The 16672-nt window shown below is 70.3% G+C and carries 11 protein-coding genes; 6 read left to right on the top strand and 5 right to left on the bottom strand.

Annotation, left to right across the window (positions count from 1 at the left end; translation table 11 throughout):
• Window positions 1-85: 85 nt before the first annotated feature.
• The 5 genes from FNV62_RS21560 to FNV62_RS21580 all read right to left on the bottom strand — a co-directional run bounded on the left by FNV62_RS21560 (window position 86) and on the right by FNV62_RS21580 (window position 8712).
• Window positions 86-1465: a nitrate/nitrite transporter gene (locus FNV62_RS21560; RefSeq protein ID WP_143601814.1), complete on the bottom strand. Its 1380-nt coding sequence runs from the start codon at window positions 1463-1465 to the stop codon at window positions 86-88.
• Between the two features lie 220 nt (window positions 1466-1685).
• Window positions 1686-3002, bottom strand: coding sequence for an acyltransferase family protein (locus FNV62_RS21565; protein WP_225900322.1), 1317 nt, complete (start codon window positions 3000-3002; stop codon window positions 1686-1688).
• Window positions 2999-5209, bottom strand: a complete 2211-nt coding sequence (locus tag FNV62_RS21570; RefSeq protein WP_060899141.1) for a glycosyltransferase — start codon at window positions 5207-5209, stop codon at window positions 2999-3001. The genes FNV62_RS21565 and FNV62_RS21570 overlap by 4 nt, the downstream gene beginning before the upstream one ends.
• Complete coding sequence (locus FNV62_RS55740) at window positions 5209-7023, bottom strand: hypothetical protein (RefSeq protein ID WP_225900323.1); 1815 nt, start codon at window positions 7021-7023, stop codon at window positions 5209-5211. The genes FNV62_RS21570 and FNV62_RS55740 overlap by 1 nt, the downstream gene beginning before the upstream one ends.
• A 660-nt stretch (window positions 7024-7683) precedes the next feature.
• Window positions 7684-8712 (bottom strand): LysR family transcriptional regulator, encoded by a 1029-nt coding sequence (locus FNV62_RS21580; RefSeq protein ID WP_143601815.1) that lies wholly within the window; start codon window positions 8710-8712, stop codon window positions 7684-7686.
• Between the two features lie 83 nt (window positions 8713-8795).
• Here FNV62_RS21580 and FNV62_RS21585 point away from each other — a divergent pair, with 83 nt between their 5' ends.
• The 6 genes from FNV62_RS21585 to FNV62_RS21610 all read left to right on the top strand — a co-directional run bounded on the left by FNV62_RS21585 (window position 8796) and on the right by FNV62_RS21610 (window position 16672).
• On the top strand, window positions 8796-10169 hold the full coding sequence (locus tag FNV62_RS21585; RefSeq protein WP_143601816.1) for an MFS transporter: 1374 nt from the start codon (window positions 8796-8798) through the stop codon (window positions 10167-10169).
• A 120-nt stretch (window positions 10170-10289) separates the two neighbouring features.
• Complete coding sequence (locus FNV62_RS21590) at window positions 10290-11585, top strand: ABC transporter substrate-binding protein (RefSeq protein WP_054229647.1); 1296 nt, start codon at window positions 10290-10292, stop codon at window positions 11583-11585.
• Window positions 11582-12550, top strand: coding sequence for a carbohydrate ABC transporter permease (locus tag FNV62_RS21595; RefSeq protein ID WP_143601817.1), 969 nt, complete (start codon window positions 11582-11584; stop codon window positions 12548-12550). Before FNV62_RS21590 ends, FNV62_RS21595 begins: the two co-directional genes overlap by 4 nt.
• Entirely contained in the window at window positions 12547-13368 is an 822-nt protein-coding gene (locus FNV62_RS21600; RefSeq protein ID WP_143601818.1) for a carbohydrate ABC transporter permease, read from the top strand. The genes FNV62_RS21595 and FNV62_RS21600 overlap by 4 nt, the downstream gene beginning before the upstream one ends.
• An 11-nt stretch (window positions 13369-13379) precedes the next feature.
• The gene (gene yicI / locus FNV62_RS21605; RefSeq protein ID WP_143601819.1) at window positions 13380-15659 is read left to right on the top strand and encodes an alpha-xylosidase; all 2280 of its coding nucleotides are present in this window, start codon (window positions 13380-13382) and stop codon (window positions 15657-15659) included.
• Entirely contained in the window at window positions 15659-16672 is a 1014-nt protein-coding gene (locus tag FNV62_RS21610) for a LacI family DNA-binding transcriptional regulator (protein WP_143601820.1), read from the top strand. The genes yicI and FNV62_RS21610 overlap by 1 nt, the downstream gene beginning before the upstream one ends.

Here is a 16672-nt window from a genome sequence, read left to right on the forward strand (position 1 = left end):
TGGGGGTCTACGTACGGTCACGGCCGACCGAGCCTGTCAACGCCCCGTGACAGGCTCGGTTCCCCTTGATGTCACCCGTGTTACGTCAGACCTCGACGTAGCTGAGCTGCGGCTTCGCCTCTGCGGCAGTGGCCGTACGGGTCTGGGTGGCGGGGCCGCGAAGGTATACGGCCCAGGTCACCAGGAAGCACAGCGCGTAGAAGGCGAGGAAGGCCACGAAGGCGCCGGTGCCGGAGCCGTAGGACAGGAAGGACTGCCGGAAGGCGAGGTTGATGCCGACGCCGCCGAGCGCGCCCACCGCGCCGATGAGGCCCATGGAGGCGCCGGACAGCCGCCGCCCGTAGGAGGCCGCCGCCTCCCCTTCCAGTCCCTTGGCGACGGCCTTGGCCTGGAAGATGCCCGGGATCATCTTGTACGTCGAGCCGTTGCCGAGCCCGGTGAGCACGAACAGCGCGATGAACGCGATCGTGAACAGGGGAAGCGACTTCTGGGTGGAGGCGACGACGATGACACCGGTCGCGCCGGCCATGGCGACGAAGTTCCACAGCGTGATGCGCGCGCCGCCGTAGCGGTCGGCGAGCCAGCCGCCCACGGGGCGGATCAGCGAGCCGAGCAGCGGGCCGATGAAGGTGACGTAGGCCGCCTGCAGCGGAGTGCGGCCGAACTGGTTCTGGAGCACCTGCCCGAAGGCGAAGCTGTAGCCGATGAACGACCCGAAGGTGCCGATGTAGAGGAAGGACATGATCCAGGTGTGGGCGTCCTTCGCGGCGTCCCTGGCGGCGCCGGTGTCGTTCTTCACGGACGCGATGTTGTCCATGTAGACGGCGGCGAGCACGGCGGCGACGACGATCAGCGGAATGTAGATCCCCAGCAGGACCCTCGGTCCCCCGTTCGCGCCGATGATCGCGAGCGCCACGAGCTGGATGACGGGCACGCCGATGTTTCCGCCGCCCGCGTTGAGACCGAGCGCCCAGCCCTTCTTCCTCAGCGGGAAGAAGGCGTTGATGTTGGTCATGCTGGAGGCGAAGTTGCCGCCGCCGATGCCGGCGAGCAGACCGACGAGCAGGAAGGTGTCGAACGAGGTCCCCGGCTTCATCACCGCGAACGCGGCGACGCTCGGGACGAGCAGCAGGCTCGCCGAGACGATGGTCCAGTTCCGGCCGCCGAAGATCGCCACCGCGAAGGTGTACGGCACCCGCACCACGGCTCCGACCAGCGTCACCATCGAGGTGAGCATGAACTTGTCGGCCGGGGTGAGCCCGTACTCGGGGCCCATGAAGAGCACCATCACCGACCACATGGTCCAGATCGAGAACCCGATGTGCTCGGAGAGCACGGAGAAGAGCAGGTTCCGCCGGGCGACCTTCTCACCCGTCTCTTTCCAGAAGGTCTCGTCCTCCGGGTCCCACTCCTGGATCCAGCGGCCTCCCCTGCTCGGTGCGGGGGCTGTATTAGGGGCTGTCATGACGCCTCCACGGTTCTCCGGTGCGGTGCCCAGGTGTCGTACAACGACTGACTGAGTCCCGAAGGTAGGGAGGACGCGTTTCGAGGCTGTGGCTGTGAGTGACCGGAAAGGAACGTTGCTCTCACGAGAGCGAGGGGGCGACGGTGAGGACGTCCGGGTGAGGACGCCCCGGTGAAGACCGGATGAGGACGTCCGGGGTGCCGTCGCCCCCTGCCTGCGTCTAGACCCGGTGACTCCCCCGCGAGCCGCTCTTCTTCCTCTTCGCGCCGTTGGGCCACAGCCTCGGGCTGCGCTTGGCGGCGATGTCCTCGATCCAGCCGAAGGCCAGGATCGTCAGGCCGATGAGGGGCCAGACCAGGAGGAACATCCACACCATGTACGAGGAGTCGAGCGCGGCCACCGCGCTGTCGCTCTGCATGAACGGGAGGTTGTAGGCCTGGTCGATGATCGGGACCGTGGCCATGATCAGCATGTTGTGCCAGAGGTAGATCGTGACGGCCCGGTTGTTGGACAGGGTGATCAGCTTGTCCCAGCGGGCCAGCCGGCCGGGGAGTTCCTGCCAGGACGGGGAGTACTGGAGCAGGATGACGACGAAGCCGAAGGACCAGGCCGCCTGGGCGAGGGGGATGTCGTTCAGGTCCCAGCCGTCGGGGCCCAGGTGTCCCGAGGCCCACCACAGGCCGAAGGCCATGAGCAGGGCCGAGCAGGAGATCGCCAGATAGCGGGGGACGCGTTGCAGGACGCCCTCGTGGTGGGCGAAGCCCAGGACCCAGCAGCCGCCGTAGACCGTGAAGTCGGAGATCGCGTTGCCCGTCTCGCCGGGGATGGTGACGAGGCCGGTGCCGAGGACCGCCGTCAGGGCGAGGGGGGCCAGCAGCGTCGCCCAGGGCACCCTGCGGAAGGCCCACAGCAGCAGGGGCGAGGCGATCACGAACCACAGATAGGCGCGCAGGTACCAGAGCGGGCCGGCCGCCTGGACCGCCCAGCTGTCCTCCAGCAGGCCGGACTTGGAGCCGACGTGCCAGGGGAAGGGCGGGGCGCCGATCGGGATGACGTAGTCGATCAGCTTGACGAGGCCCCAGGTGCCGCCGTTGTCGGGGTCCTTCACCACGTTCCAGCCACCCGCGAACATCAGCGCGAGGGCCACCGCGCTGAACGCCCACAGGGGCGGCAGGAGACGGCGGACGCGGCCGCGGATCACACCGAGGGCCGGGCGGCTGAGCGAGCGGGCCATCAGCGAGCCCGCCAGCGCGAACATCACGCCCATGGAAGGGAAGACGACCGTCAGCCATGCCCAGCCGAAGAGGTGGTAGACGACCACACGGACCAGGGCGATCGAGCGCAGCAGGTCCAGGTAGCGGTCACGGCCGGGCTTCTTGGGCGCGGGAGCGGACCGCGCGGCCGATCCCGGGGCTGACCCCGGGGTGGGTGTCGGCGCGGGTGTGGGGGCGGATGTCGGCGATGGTGCCGGTTCGGGGTGGATCCGGGCCGATCCCAGCGGCGGTGTCGCACCCGTCGTGTACTCGTGCGTGGTCACGCGACCGGCCTCCGATCGTTCCCGCTCTGTGCCGTCCGCTGCCGCGGGATCGATCCCGGTGCCTCCACGACGCCCGTGCGCCGCAGCTTCTGCCAGCGCAGCCGGCCGCCGGTGAGCGCGGTGATCCAGGACTGGAGGAGGACCATGTACATCAACTGCCTGTAGAGGATCTGCTGGAGCGGGAGCGAGATCAGGTACCTCATGCGCTCACGGTCCAGCCGGAACGCGTACGCCGCGCAGGCCGCCTGGATGGCGAGGACGCCCAGCCACGCGAGGACCGTCTTCTGCGTCGGGCCGAAGACGAGCCCGTACAGCAGGAAGACGTCGATCAGCGGGGCCAGCAGCGGGGCCAGGACCATGAACAGCGAGACCAGCGGCAGGCCCACCCGGCCGAAGCGGCCCGACGGGCCCCGTTCGACGAGCGCTCTGCGGTGCTTCCAGATCGCCTGCATCGTGCCGTACGACCAGCGGTAGCGCTGGGACCAGAGCTGCTGGACGGACTCCGGCGCCTCCGTCCACGCGCGTGCCTTCTCCGCGTAGACGACCCGCCAGCCGTCGCGGTGCAGGGCCATCGTGATGTCGGTGTCCTCGGCGAGCGTGTCGTCGCTCATGCCGCCGACCCGCTCCAGCGCGGAGCGGCGGAAGGCGCCGACCGCGCCGGGGATGGTCGGCATGCAGCCGAGGATGTCGTACATCCGGCGGTCGAGGTTGAAGCCCATCACGTACTCGATGTGCTGCCAGGCCCCGATGAGGGAGTCGCGGTTGCCGACCTTGGCGTTGCCCGCGACCGCGCCGACGCTCGGGTCGGCGAACGGCTGGACGAGTTCACGGACGGTGGCCGGTTCGAAGACCGTGTCGCCGTCCATCATCACGACGATGTCGTGACGGGCGTTGGCCAGGCCCCGGTTGAGGGCCGCGGGCTTGCCCGCGTTGTGCTGGCGCACGACGCGGACGTTCGGCAGCAGCAGGTCCTCGACGATCCGCGCCGTGCCGTCGCTCGAACCGTCGTCGACGACGAGCACTTCGACGGGGTGTTCGCTCGCCATCAGGGAACGGACCGTGTTCTCTATGCACTTGGCCTCGTTGTACGCCGGCACGAGCACCGACACCGGTTCGGTGACCGGCGCCGGACCCCAGCGGAAGTCCTTGCGCCGCACCCGGCGGGCGTGCAGGGCGGAGAGCAGGAGCATCATGCCGAAGCGGGTGAAGACGAGCACGCCGATGATCGCGATACCGACGACCAGGACGTCGGTGACGTCGTCGGAGGCCCGCACCAGGTAGACCCAGGCCTTGCCCTTCCACAGTTCGAGGCCGGTGACCTCGGTGTGCGCGCTGGGCGCGTCGAGGGCCTCGGTGAGGTTCTGGAACCGGTACCCGCGCTCCTGAAGCTCCGGCACGAACTTGTCCAACGCCTGCACGGTCTGGTGGCGGTCGCCGCCGGAGTCGTGCATCAGGACGATCGCGCCCTTGCCGCCCTTGGGCGTGGCGTTGCGGATGATCCGGTCGACGCCCGGCTTCTGCCAGTCCTCGCTGTCGGTGTTGTTGACGACGGTGATGTAACCGCGCGTACCGATGTACTCCGTCACCGGCCAGGACTTGTTGTCCATGGCGTCCGCGAAGGACGAGTACGGGGGCCGGAAGAGCGAGGTGCGGATGCCCGCCGCGCCGGCCAGCGCCAGCTGGTTCTGGGAGAGCTCCCAGTCGATGCGCTTCGTGGACTGGAAGGAGAGGTCGGGGTGGTTGAAGGTGTGCAGGCCGACCTCGTGGCCCTCCTCGACCATGCGCTTCACCAGTTCCGGATAGCGCGAGGTCATGGTGCCGGTGACGAAGAAGACGGCGTGGGCGTGGTGCTTCTTCAGCACGTCGAGGACCTTGGGCGTCCACGTGGGGTCCGGGCCGTCGTCGAAGGTGAGGACGAGCCGGTGGTCGGGGACGGTCAGGCTGTTCGTGCGGCCACCCCGGGTGTCGATGACCGGGCCGCCGTCGAGGATCTTGTCCGGCACCTTGTCGGTGGCGGCCTCGGACTGGATGCGGTGGTCGGCGAGGATCTCGCTGTGCACATAGCCGCGCAGCATCAGCATCGCCAGCATGGCGACGAGGAGCAGCGAGGGCAGCAGCCAGCGCATGGGCAGCCGTCGGCGCCGGACATCGGGTGCCGGACGCCGCGCACGGGGAGCGGGCCCGTGCGCGTGGGTGCGGGATGCCATCAGAGGATGTTCTCCAGGTTCTGCGGGGTCGCCGGGCTCACCGGGTTCTCCGGGGACGAGGAGCTGGTGATGCCGCGCTCGGAGGCGATGGGGCCCGGTTCTACGGGGCTGTCGGCGACCGTGCCGATGCCGCCGGCGCCGACCGTGCTCTCCGAGGGGCTCGGCGAGGCGGCGCCGTCCTCGGAGGGGCTGGGGTCGGGCGAGCCGGACACCGGGAGGGACGGCGGGGTGACGGGGTCCTTGGTGGTGCTGGTGCTCGGTTTCGGCCTGGTGGTGGCGGACGTCGAGGGCTTCGGGTCCGCGGACGTGCCCGGGTCGGTGGCGCTCGCGGAGGCGCCCGGTGTCGGGCTGACGCCCGGTGCGGGGGCCGTACCGTCGCTCGCCGAGGCGCTCGCGCCGGGCGCGGCGCTGCTCGCGCCGGACGGCGACACCGAGTCGGTGGGCAGCGGCGAGGTGTCGACCTTCCCGGCCGGCGTGTCGTCCTGCTGGCCCGGTACCGGCAGCCAGGGCGCGTTGGAGTTGCCGGACAGGAGGGTGGCGACGATGACGACGGCGTACACCGCGCAGGCGATGCCGACGAGGATGCCGAGCCGGCGGAACCTGCGGCTGCGGCGGCCGGACTCGTCGACGAACACCGGGCCGTCCGAGCCGTCCTGGACGCCCGGGGCGTCCTTGGCCTGCTGAACCAGCCAGTCGTCCGTCTTCCGCCGTCCGACTCCGTCGAGTTGAACCGTCACCTCGTGCGGATCGTGGGTGTGTCCCGGCTCACCGGACTGCTCCCAGGACACGGCAGCGGACCCGCCGGGCGTGTCGGCCCCCCGGCCCACGGTCGTCCGACCGTCCCCCTGGACCCGCCCGAGCGTGTTCGCCCCGCGCTCCACAACCGGCCAGCCTCCCCGATCGGGTCGGCTGGGCGTGTCGGGTCGACCGAGGGTGTCGGGTCGACCGAAGGCGTCGGATCGGCCGAAGGTGTCGGATCCGCTGGGCGTGTCGGATCGGCCGAAGGCGTCGGGTCGGCCGAGGGTGTCCGGCCGACCGAAGGCGTCGGATCGGCCGAGGGTGTCAGGTCGACCAAAAGTGTCGGGGCGCCTGCGCGCGTCCGGCCAGCCACCCGTGGCCGGCCGATCGTCCTTGCCGACGCGTCGCTCGGCTCCGGCGCGGTCGCGCGGGCCGGCGGGCTGGTCAGGTACTCCGGCGAGTTGATCCGGTGCGATGCGGTCACGCGGCCCGGCGGGCTGGTCGGACGCCTCGGCGCGCCGATCCGTCCCGGCCCGGTCGTGGGACCCGGCGAACTGATCGCGCACCCCGGCGCGCCGATCCGTTCCGGCGCGGTCGCGCGGCCCGGCGGGCTGGTCGGGAACTCCGGCGAGGCCGTCCGGTGCGATGCGGTCACGCGGCCCGGCGGGCTGGTTGGGAAGTCCGGCGAGGTCGTCCGGTCCAGCGGCCCCGTCGGGCACCCCGGTGGCGTCGTCCGATCCGACCGCCACGTCGGCGACCCCGGTACGACGGTTCGACCCAGCACGGCGAACCGTCCCGGCCCGGCCGGCCAACCCGGCCCCCAGGGCAGCCTCTTCTCTCCGGTCCACTCCCGTACGGTCACGCGGCCCGGCGGGCTGATCGGGAACCCCGGCAAGGTCGTCCGGTCCAGCGGCCCCGTCGGGCACCCCGGTGGCGCCGTCCGGTCGGCCCGCCGGGTCGACGACCCCGGCGCGGCCGACCGCCCCGGCCCGCAGGTCCGCCTCTTCTCCATCGTTCGCCTCGTCGTGGCGCTCCGCGCCGGGGCGGTCGGCGCCCGCGTCGTCGTCCGCGCTCACCCGACGGTCCCCATCGAACCGTCGCTCAACCCCAGCCCGACCACCGCCACCGGACGAACGGCCCGCACCGGACGGCCCTTCAGAACCGGACGATCGACCCGCACCGGACAACCCCTCAGAACCAGACGAACGCCCCGCACCCGGCACCCGGCCCGCGCCGAACGCACCCTCTGCGCCCACTCCACGTTCCGCGCCCACTCCACGTTCCGCGCCCGTTCTCGTATCGGCGCCCGGTCGGCCTTGGCCGCCAGCTCCAGGCTCTCTTTCGACACCGCGTTCGACATCGGTGTCGGATTCCGCTTCCGCGGCGAGCCCCACGGCGGCGGCCCCCACGATCTGGGGCCACGTCGACGTCGCACGGGCGGCCTCGGGCCACACCACCGACTCTCCGGATCCCGTCGGCGCGGTCGGCGCAGCCGACTCCCCGGTTCCACGCCCGTCCACCTGATCGTCATCTCGGTGATCAGGTTGGGCGTCTTTTCGCCACTTCTCCACGTGCACGCACATCCCCCCAGGGACAGGTTTCGGGTGCGCGCACGACTCCGGGCATTACGTATATGTCGTTCGGAACGAGCCCCCACCCGTCCCGAGCGCCCCCCTTTACCACACTGCACCCGGACGATGAATGTAGCGCATGCGGAAGACCCGTGTGCTTATGTGTCAATCCTGCCCCGCCATCACCAGCTCATCGCTGGCCGGAATCCAACCGTCCGCAGGGCGCCGCAGCCACCCCTCCTCGGCAGCCAGCTCGCCGGCGGCTCGTCGAAGGGCATCGATCCCGGAGTGCACCAGCCCCTTGCGCCACACCAAAGACACGGGTGACAACGGAACGGGTCCAACAAGAGGTTTCCGCACGGTTTCAGGCATGGCCGGAAAATCCACCACAGCGAGGACAGGATTCCGCTTCTTGGCCATGACCCGCCTGAACTCATCGGCTCCGACGGCCAACGGCGCGGGCGGCGCCAGCGCGATACCGCGTCCCTCGAAAAGGTGAAGCGCCAAGTCGGTCCACTCCCGCGTCCGCGGGTTCCCCGCCCCGGCGTACACCGTCTCGCCCGCGAGCGCGTCGAGCGGCACCGCGTCCAGGCCGGCGAGGTGATGGTCCTCCGGCAGCACGACGGCCATCGGCTCGTACCGTACGGGCTGCTGTTCGAGCCGCGCCCGGACCGCCGGATCGAGGCCCGCGAACCGTCCGAACGACGCGTCCAGGCGCCCCGCGAGGATCTCCCCCGCCGCGCCGGTGAGCCCGCTCTCGAAGCGGGCCATCAGCTCGCAGTCGGGCGCGAGCGCACGGGCCCGGTCCAGGACGCGGCCGGAGACGAGACCCGGGGAGTTGACGTCGACGAGCAGCGGCCGCTCCGGGCCGTCCCCCGCGAACGCGGACAGCAGGGCGTCCTGCGCCTCCAGCACCCGCCGCGCGTACGGCACCAGCCGCTCACCGTCGGCGGTCGGCGTCACCTGCCGGGTCGTACGCACGAACAGCTCCGCCCCGAGTTCGCGCTCCAGTCGCCGGATGTCACGACTGAGGGCCTGTTGGGCGACGTACAGCCGGGTGGCGGCCCGCGTGAAGTGCAATTCCTCGGCGACGACGAGGAACCCGCGCAGGAGCCGGGGGTCGAGATGGCGGTGAGGGAGGCCGGAAGAGAAGCCGGGAGAGCGGTCGGAGGAGCGGTCGGCAGGGGCAGGCATCACGCGAACTTACAACGCAGGTGCGTCAATGGCCACGGAGTAAGTGTTGGACCGTCCACCCCCCACCCGGCGACGGTTGGCCCATGCCGCAACAGCCCTCCGAGCACGCGTTCCCGCCCCTGCTCACCGCCACCGGCGACAGCCTGGTGATCGCCGACTTCCGCCCCCGTCGCCAGACGGCTCCACGCCGTCAGAAGGCTCCACGCCGTCAAAAGGCCCCGCACCGCCGGACAACCCCGTACCACCGCCTCTTCACCATCCCCGGCGCCCGCGCCTTCACCGTCGGGAACCTGCTCGCCCGGCTCCCCATGGGGATGTTCAGCGTCAGCGCGGTGATCATGATCGCGGGCTCGCGTGGTTCGTACGCCCTCGCCGGTGCCGTGACGGCGACCGGCCTCGCGGCGACCGCGCTGGTCGCCCCCTGGACCGCACGGCTCGTCGACCGCCACGGTCAGGCCCGGATCGCGGTGCCGGCCACCGCCTTCGCCCTGCTGGGAAGCGTCGCGCTGCTGCTGTGCGTGCGCTTCGGGGCGCCGGACTGGACCCTGTTCGCCGCGTACGCCGCCACGGCCACCACCCCCAACACGGGCGGCATGTCACGCGCCCGCTGGGCCCACCTCCTGCGGGACGACCCGGCCGCCGCACACACAGCGAACTCCTTCGAGCAGGCCGCGGACGAGCTGTGTTTCATGCTGGGCCCGGTGTGCGCGGCCTTCCTGTGCGGGACGTTCTTTCCGGAGGCGGGCACGCTGGTGGCCGGCGTGCTGATGATGACCGGGGTGCTGATCTTCGCCGCCCAGCGCTCGACGGAGCCGCCGCCCCAGCCCCGTACGCCCTCCAAGTCCCCCCTCCTGGCCGCCGGAATGCCGCCCCTGCTCCTCTGTTTCCTCGCCACCGGCGCCGTCTTCGGTTCGATGGAGGTCGTCACGATCGCCTTCGCGGACGCACAGGGGCATCGGTCGGCGGCGGGCGCGGTGCTCGCCCTCCAGGCGGCCGGGTCGTGCGTGGCGGGGCTGCTGTACGGGGCGCGGAAGCCGACCGGTCCGGCCGAGCGGCGCCATCCGTGGTGTCTCGCCGCCATGACGGCCCTCATGACCCTCCCCCTGCTCGCGGCCTGGCTGACCGCCTCGCTCCCGGCCCTCGCGGGCGCGCTGCTGCTCGCCGGGGCCGCGACCGCGCCGACCATGGTCACCGGCATGGCCCTCGTCCAGCGGCGCACTCCCGAGGGCCGGTTGAACGAGGGCATGACCCTCGCGGTGACGGGCCTGCTCGGCGGGATCGCCTGCGGCTCGGCGACCGGCGGCTGGCTGGTCGAACACCTCTCGGCGACGGCGGGGTACGGGGTGCCGATCGCGGCGGCGGGAAGCGCGCTCGCGATCTCCCTCACGATCCCGCCGGCGTCCGACCCGCCGAACCGCCGTCAATCCCTCGGCCCCAATTCCGACGCACCCCATTGACGCACCCGGGCCCCCCACATACCTTCCCCCGTCGAAGCGCTTCGACGTCACGCATCGAAACGATTCGACGAACGCCGCGTGACGGTCCCGAAACCCATCCAACTCCCCTGGAGGCAATGGATGTTGACGACACGAAGGCGTGCGGTGGCGACGGCGGCGGTGGCCCTGGCGGGCTCCCTGCTGCTGGCGTCCTGCGGCAGCTCGGACAGCGGTTCCTCGGACGGCAAGACGCTGAAACTGTGGCACTACGAAGGGCCTGACAGCGCGATGGGCGTGGCCTGGAACGAGGCCATCAAGGAGTTCGAGGCGAAGCATCCCGGCGTCAAGGTGAAGTTCGAGGAGAAGGGCTTCGAGCAGATCCAGAAGACGGCCCCGATGGTCCTCAACTCGAACGACGCGCCCGACATCATGGAGTACAACAAGGGCAACGCGACGGCCGGACTGCTCTCCAAGCAGGGGCTGCTCACCGATCTGACCGCCGAGGCGACCAAGCGCGGCTGGGACAAGAAGCTCAGCGCTGGTGTGCGCACCACCAGCCAGTACGACACCAACGGGGTCATGGGCTCCGGCAAGTGGTACGGCGTGCCCAACTACGCCGAGTACACGATGGTGTTCTACAACAAGGACCTCTTCAAGAAGTACGGCATCGCCGAGCCCACCACCCTCGACCAGCTCACCGCCGCCATGGACACGTTCGTGTCGAAGGGCATCACCCCGCTGGCGAACGCGGGCGCCGAGTACGTCGCCCAGCAGTACCTGTACCAGCTCGCCCTCTCCCGGGCCGACCGCTCCTGGGTCGACAAGTACGAGCTCTACAAGGGCAAGACGGACTTCCACGACGCCGCCTGGACGTACGCCGCCACGACCTTCGCCGACTGGGTGAAGAAGGGCTACATCAGCAAGAAGTCCACCTCGCTCAAGGCCGAGGACGCGGGCGTCTCCTTCATCCAGGGCAAGAGCCCGATCCTGTTCAGCGGCAGCTGGTGGTACGGGCGCTTCCAGACGGAGAACAAGTTCGACTGGGGCACCTTCCTCTGGCCCGGCAGCAATCTCACCCTCGGCTCCGGCGGCAACCTCTGGGTCGTCCCCAAGGGCGCCAAGAACAAGGACCTCGCCTACGACTTCATCGACATCACCATGTCGCAGAAGATCCAGAACCTGCTCGGCAACAAGGGCGGGGTCCCGGTGGGCGCCGACACCGCCGCCATCACCGACCCGAAGGCCAAGACCCTGATCGCCGACTTCAACACGCTCTCCGGCAAGGACGGTCTGGCCTTCTACCCGGACTGGCCGGTCGCCGGCTTCTACGACGTCCTCGTCTCCGAGACCCAGAAGCTGATCACGGGGAGCGAGAAACCGGACGCCTATCTGAGCGCGCTGCAGACGGCGTACGACAAGGGCGCGCCGAAGACATGACGGTCACCGTCGAACGGGGCGGTGAGGTGGTCCGGCGGCAGCACAGCCGCACGGCCCGCCCACGCCGCCCCCACTCCTCCTACGCCCTCTTCCTGCTCCCCGGCGTCCTCGCCTTCCTCGCGGTGATCGTCGTGCCGTTCCTGATGAACACCGGCGTGAGCTTCACCGACTGGCAGGGCGTCGGCTCGCCGAAGTGGTCGGGGCTCGCCAACTACCGCGAGCTGACGCACGACTCCGAGTTCTGGGCGTCCTTCCGGCACAGCCTGTTCATGGTCGTCGCCATGGCCGCCGTACCGACGGTCCTCGGGCTCGTGCTGGCCGCCGCCCTCTTCGACTTCGTCGGCAAGCACTTCGGCACGAAGATCGCCGCCGTCCTGCGCGCCTGTTTCTACCTCCCCCAGGTCCTGCCCATCGCCGTCGCCGGCATCGTCTGGAGCTGGATCCTCGCCCCCGACAACGGCTCCCTGAACGCGCTCCTGAAGGCGGTGGGCCTCGGCTCGCTCCAGCGGGACTGGCTCGGCGACCCCGACTTCGCCCTCTACAGCGTCATGGGCGTGATGGTGTGGGTCCAGATCGGCTTCCCGCTGGTCGTCTTCATGGCGGGGCTGCAACGCGTCGACCCGCAGCTGTACGAGGCGGCGGAGCTGGACGGCGCGGGCTGGTGGCGCCGCTTCTGGCACATCACGCTGCCGCAGATCCGCCCGGAGATCTACGTCGTCCTCCTCTGGTGCACGATCGCCGCGCTCAAGGTGTTCGGCGCGGTGTACGTCCTCACCAAGGGCGGTCCCGGCGGCGCGACCGACGTGCCGTCCTACTTCTCCTTCACCACCTTCTTCGAGAAGACCCAGGTCGGCTACGGCGCCGCGATCTCCACCGTGCTGACCGTGATCATCCTCGTGCTCGCCCTGGTCGGCCTGAAGCTCCAGACCCGCGCCGAGGACGCCGAGGAAGGACTCCGCGCATGACCGCCGTACGCCGCTACCCCGTCCTCGTGGCCCTGATCATCGCGGCCCTTTTCATGGTGCTGCCCTTCGGCATCGTCGCGATCAACGCGGTCAAGTCCCCCACCGAGTACTCGTCGAACGGACCCCTCAGCCTGCCCCACGGCCTCTACCTCGACGGCCTCAAGGACTTCTGGCAGCGCGTCGACTACGGCCAGAAGCTCGTCAACTCGACCCTGATCTCCGGCTCGGTGGCGATCGGCGCCGCCGTGCTGTCCGTCCTGAACGCGTACGCGATCGGCATCGGCCGCATCAAGGGCCGCACCTGGGTCCTCGCCTTCTTCGTACTGGCGAACATGCTGCCGCAGGAGGCGCTGGTCTACCCGATCTACTACCTGAGCAAGCAGGCGGGCCTCTACGACACCCGGCTCAGCGTGATCATCGTGTTCACCGTCGTCCAGGCGGCCTTCGGCACGTATCTCCTGTCCTCCGTCCTCGGGCAGTTCCCGCGCGAGATCATCGAGGCCGCCCGGATCGACGGGGCGAACAAGTGGCAGGTGCTGTGGCGGATCGTGGTCCCCGTCAGCCGCCCCACCATCGGCGTCCTCCTGGTCTTCTTCTTCATCTGGACCTGGAACGAGTTCCTGCTGCCGCTGGTCATGCTGATCTCCAACGACAACCAGACGGTGTCGGTGGCGCTCGGCGTCCTTCAGGGCCAACGCCTGATGGACGCGACCATGACCAACGCGGCGGCCCTCCTGGGCGTGCTCCCCGCGATCGTCTTCTTCCTCGTCTTCCAGCGGACACTGACCCGCGGCATCGCCGTGGGCGCGGTCAAGTAAGGGGTGTGGGCGTGAAGTTCACCGACGGCTACTGGCTGCTGCGCGAGGGCGTCACCGCGGCCCACCCGGTCGAGGTCCTCGACGTCAGCGTGTCCGACGGAACCCTCGACATCCACGCGCCGACCCAGCCCATCCGCCACCGCGGCGACCTGCTGAAGGGACCGGTCGTGACGATCAGCGCGCACGCGCCGATGCCGGACGTCATCGGCGTCACGTTCACGCACTTCCAGGGCGAGGAACCGCGCGGCCCCCGCTTCGAGCTGCACAGGGGCGTCCGGGGGTCTGGGGGTCCCCCGGAAAAGCACAGCACCCCCACCGTGGAGTACGACGACGAGCACGCGACCCTCACCGCGGGCGCCCTGTCCGTGCGGGTCGCCCGCACCACCCCCTGGCACGTCGACTTCCTCGCCCACGGCCGCGTCCTCACCACCAGCGGCCCCAAGGGCATGGGCATCATGCGGGACGCGGCCGGCGCCCACTATCTGCGCGAGCAGCTGAACCTCGGGGTCGGCACCCAGGTCTACGGCCTCGGCGAGCGCTTCGGCCCGCTCGTCAAGAACGGCCAGGTGGTGGACATGTGGAACGCCGACGGCGGCACCGCCACCGAGCAGGCCTACAAGAACGTCCCCTTCTATCTGACGGACGCGGGCTACGGCGTCTTCGTCGACCACCCGGGCCGTGTCTCCTTCGAGGTCGCCTCGGAAGCGGTCTCCCGGGTCCAGTTCAGCGCCGAGACACAGCAGTTGACGTACTACGTGATCTACGGGCCGACCCCGAAGGACATCCTGCGCACGTACACGCAGCTCACCGGCCGCCCGGCCCTCCCGCCCGCCTGGTCCTTCGGCCTGTGGCTGTCGACGTCCTTCACCACCTCCTACGACGAGGCCACCGTCACCTCCTTCATCGACGGCATGCGGGAGCGCGAACTCCCCCTCTCCGTCTTCCACTTCGACTGTTTCTGGATGCGCGAGTTCAACTGGTGCGACTTCCAGTGGGACCCGCGCGTCTTCCCCGACCCGGAAGGCATGCTGACCCGACTCAAGGACAAGGGCCTGCACATCTGCGTGTGGATCAACCCGTACATCGCACAGCGCTCCCCGCTCTTCGCGGAGGGCAAGGCCCTGGGCCATCTGCTCCGGAAGCCCGACGGCAGTGTGTGGCAGTGGGACCTGTGGCAGCCGGGCATGGCGCTGGTCGACTTCACCAGCCCGGCCGCCCGCGACTGGTACGCCTCGAAACTGGAGGCGCTGCTCGACCAGGGCGTCGACTGCTTCAAGACCGACTTCGGCGAGCGGGTCCCCGTCGACGTGGCGTACGCCGACGGCGCCGACCCGGAACGCATGCACAACTACTACTCCTACCTCTACAACCGCACGGTCTTCGAGGTGCTGCGCAAGCACCGGGGCGAGGCGGAGGCCGTCGTCTTCGCGCGCTCGGCGACCGCCGGCAGCCAGCAGTTCCCGGTGCACTGGGGTGGCGACTGCGAGGCGACGTACGCGTCGATGGCGGAGTCGCTGCGCGGCGGGCTGAGCCTCGGCATGTCGGGCTTCGGGTTCTGGAGCCACGACATCGGCGGCTTCGAGGGAACACCGACACCGGCCCTCTTCAAACGGTGGATCGCCTTCGGGCTCCTCTCCTCCCACAGCCGGCTGCACGGCTCGTCCTCCTACCGGGTGCCGTGGCTGTTCGACGAGGAGGCCGTGGACGTACTGCGGCTGTTCACCCGGCTGAAGCTCGGCCTCATGCCCTATCTGTACGAGGTCGCCCGCGCCGCCCACGCGGAGGGCGTGCCGATGATGCGGGCGATGGTCCTCGAATTCCCCGACGATCCGGGGTGCGCGCACCTGGAACGGCAGTACATGCTCGGCCCGGACCTGCTGGTCGCGCCCGTGTTCAGCGACGAGGGAGACGTCTCCTACTACGTTCCGGACGGCACCTGGACCCACTACCTCACGGGGCGCACGGTGACCGGTCCGCGCTGGGTGCGCGAGCGGCACGGCTTCCTGAGCGTGCCGCTGCTGGTGCGGCCGGGCGCGGTGATCCCGGTGGGCGCGGTGGACGACCGGCCCGACTACGTCCACGCCGACGGGGTCACGCTCAGGGCGTACGGCCTGGAGCGGGGCGCCCAGGTGACGGTGCCGGTCGGCGACGTGACCTTCACCGTCGTACGGGAAGGAGACACGCTCCGGGCGTCCTGCAGTGATCCCTCGGCACCCTGGGGGCTGGCCTCAGGGGAGCGGACCGCGCGGGCACAGGCGGGGACCGGGTTCCTCACGGTGGAGCCGGCCTGATGGTGAAGATCACCGATGTGGCGCGGCACGCCGGGGTCTCCCCCAGTACCGTCTCCTACGCCCTCAGCGGCAAGCGCCCCATCTCCGAGGAGACCCGCCGGCGCATCGAGGCCAGCATCAGCGAACTGGGCTACCGCCCGCACGCCGGGGCGCGCGCCCTCGCGAGCAGCCGGTCCAACGTCCTGGCCCTGGTGGTGCCGCTGCGGGCGGGCATCCATGTGCCGGTGGTGATGCAGTTCGCGGTGTCGGTGGTGACGGCGGCACGGCAACACGACCACGACGTCCTGCTGCTGACGCAGGAGGAGGGCGAGGAAGGGCTGCGGCGAGTCGCGGACACCGCGCTGGTGGACGCGCTGATCGTGATGGACGTCCAGCTCCACGACCCCAGGCTGCCGCTGCTGCGCGCCCTGGACCGCCCCTCGGTCCTCATCGGGTTCCCTGCCGGGCCCGCCGGGCTGACCTGCATCGACCTGGACTTCAAGGCGGCGGGCGAGCTGTGCGTCGAGCGGCTGGCGGGGCTCGGGCACCGGGTCGTGGCGCTGGTCGGGTCGCCGCCGGAGGTGTACGTACGGGGGACGGCGTTCGCCCAGCGCGTGGTGGAGGGGTTCACCGCCGCCGCCGACCGCAATGGGCTGGCGTCCTCCGTCCACCCCTGCGAGGCCTCGCCCGCCGCCGCCCGCCGGGTCGCCGAACAGCTCCTGCGCGAACAGCCGGCGCTCACCGGCGTCGTCGTGCACAACGAACCGGTCCTGGAACCGCTGATCGACGCCTTCGAGCAGCTCGGTCTGCGCGTGCCCGTCGACCTCTCCGTCACCGCGATCTGCCCGGACGAGCTCGCCGAGAACGTCCGTGTCCCCGTCACCTCCGTCGCCATCCCGTCCACCGAGGTGGGCGCGCGGGCGGTGGAACTGCTGATGAAGAAGCTGGGCGGCACCGACGTACCCGAGGCCACGCTCCTCGCACCCCGGCTGACGGAACGCGCGAGTACCGCACCGCGCACGCTGATCTCTTGA

Origin of the sequence: Streptomyces sp. RLB3-17, assembly GCF_007113425.2 — a bacterium.
GTDB lineage: Bacteria > Actinomycetota > Actinomycetes > Streptomycetales > Streptomycetaceae > Streptomyces > Streptomyces mirabilis_D.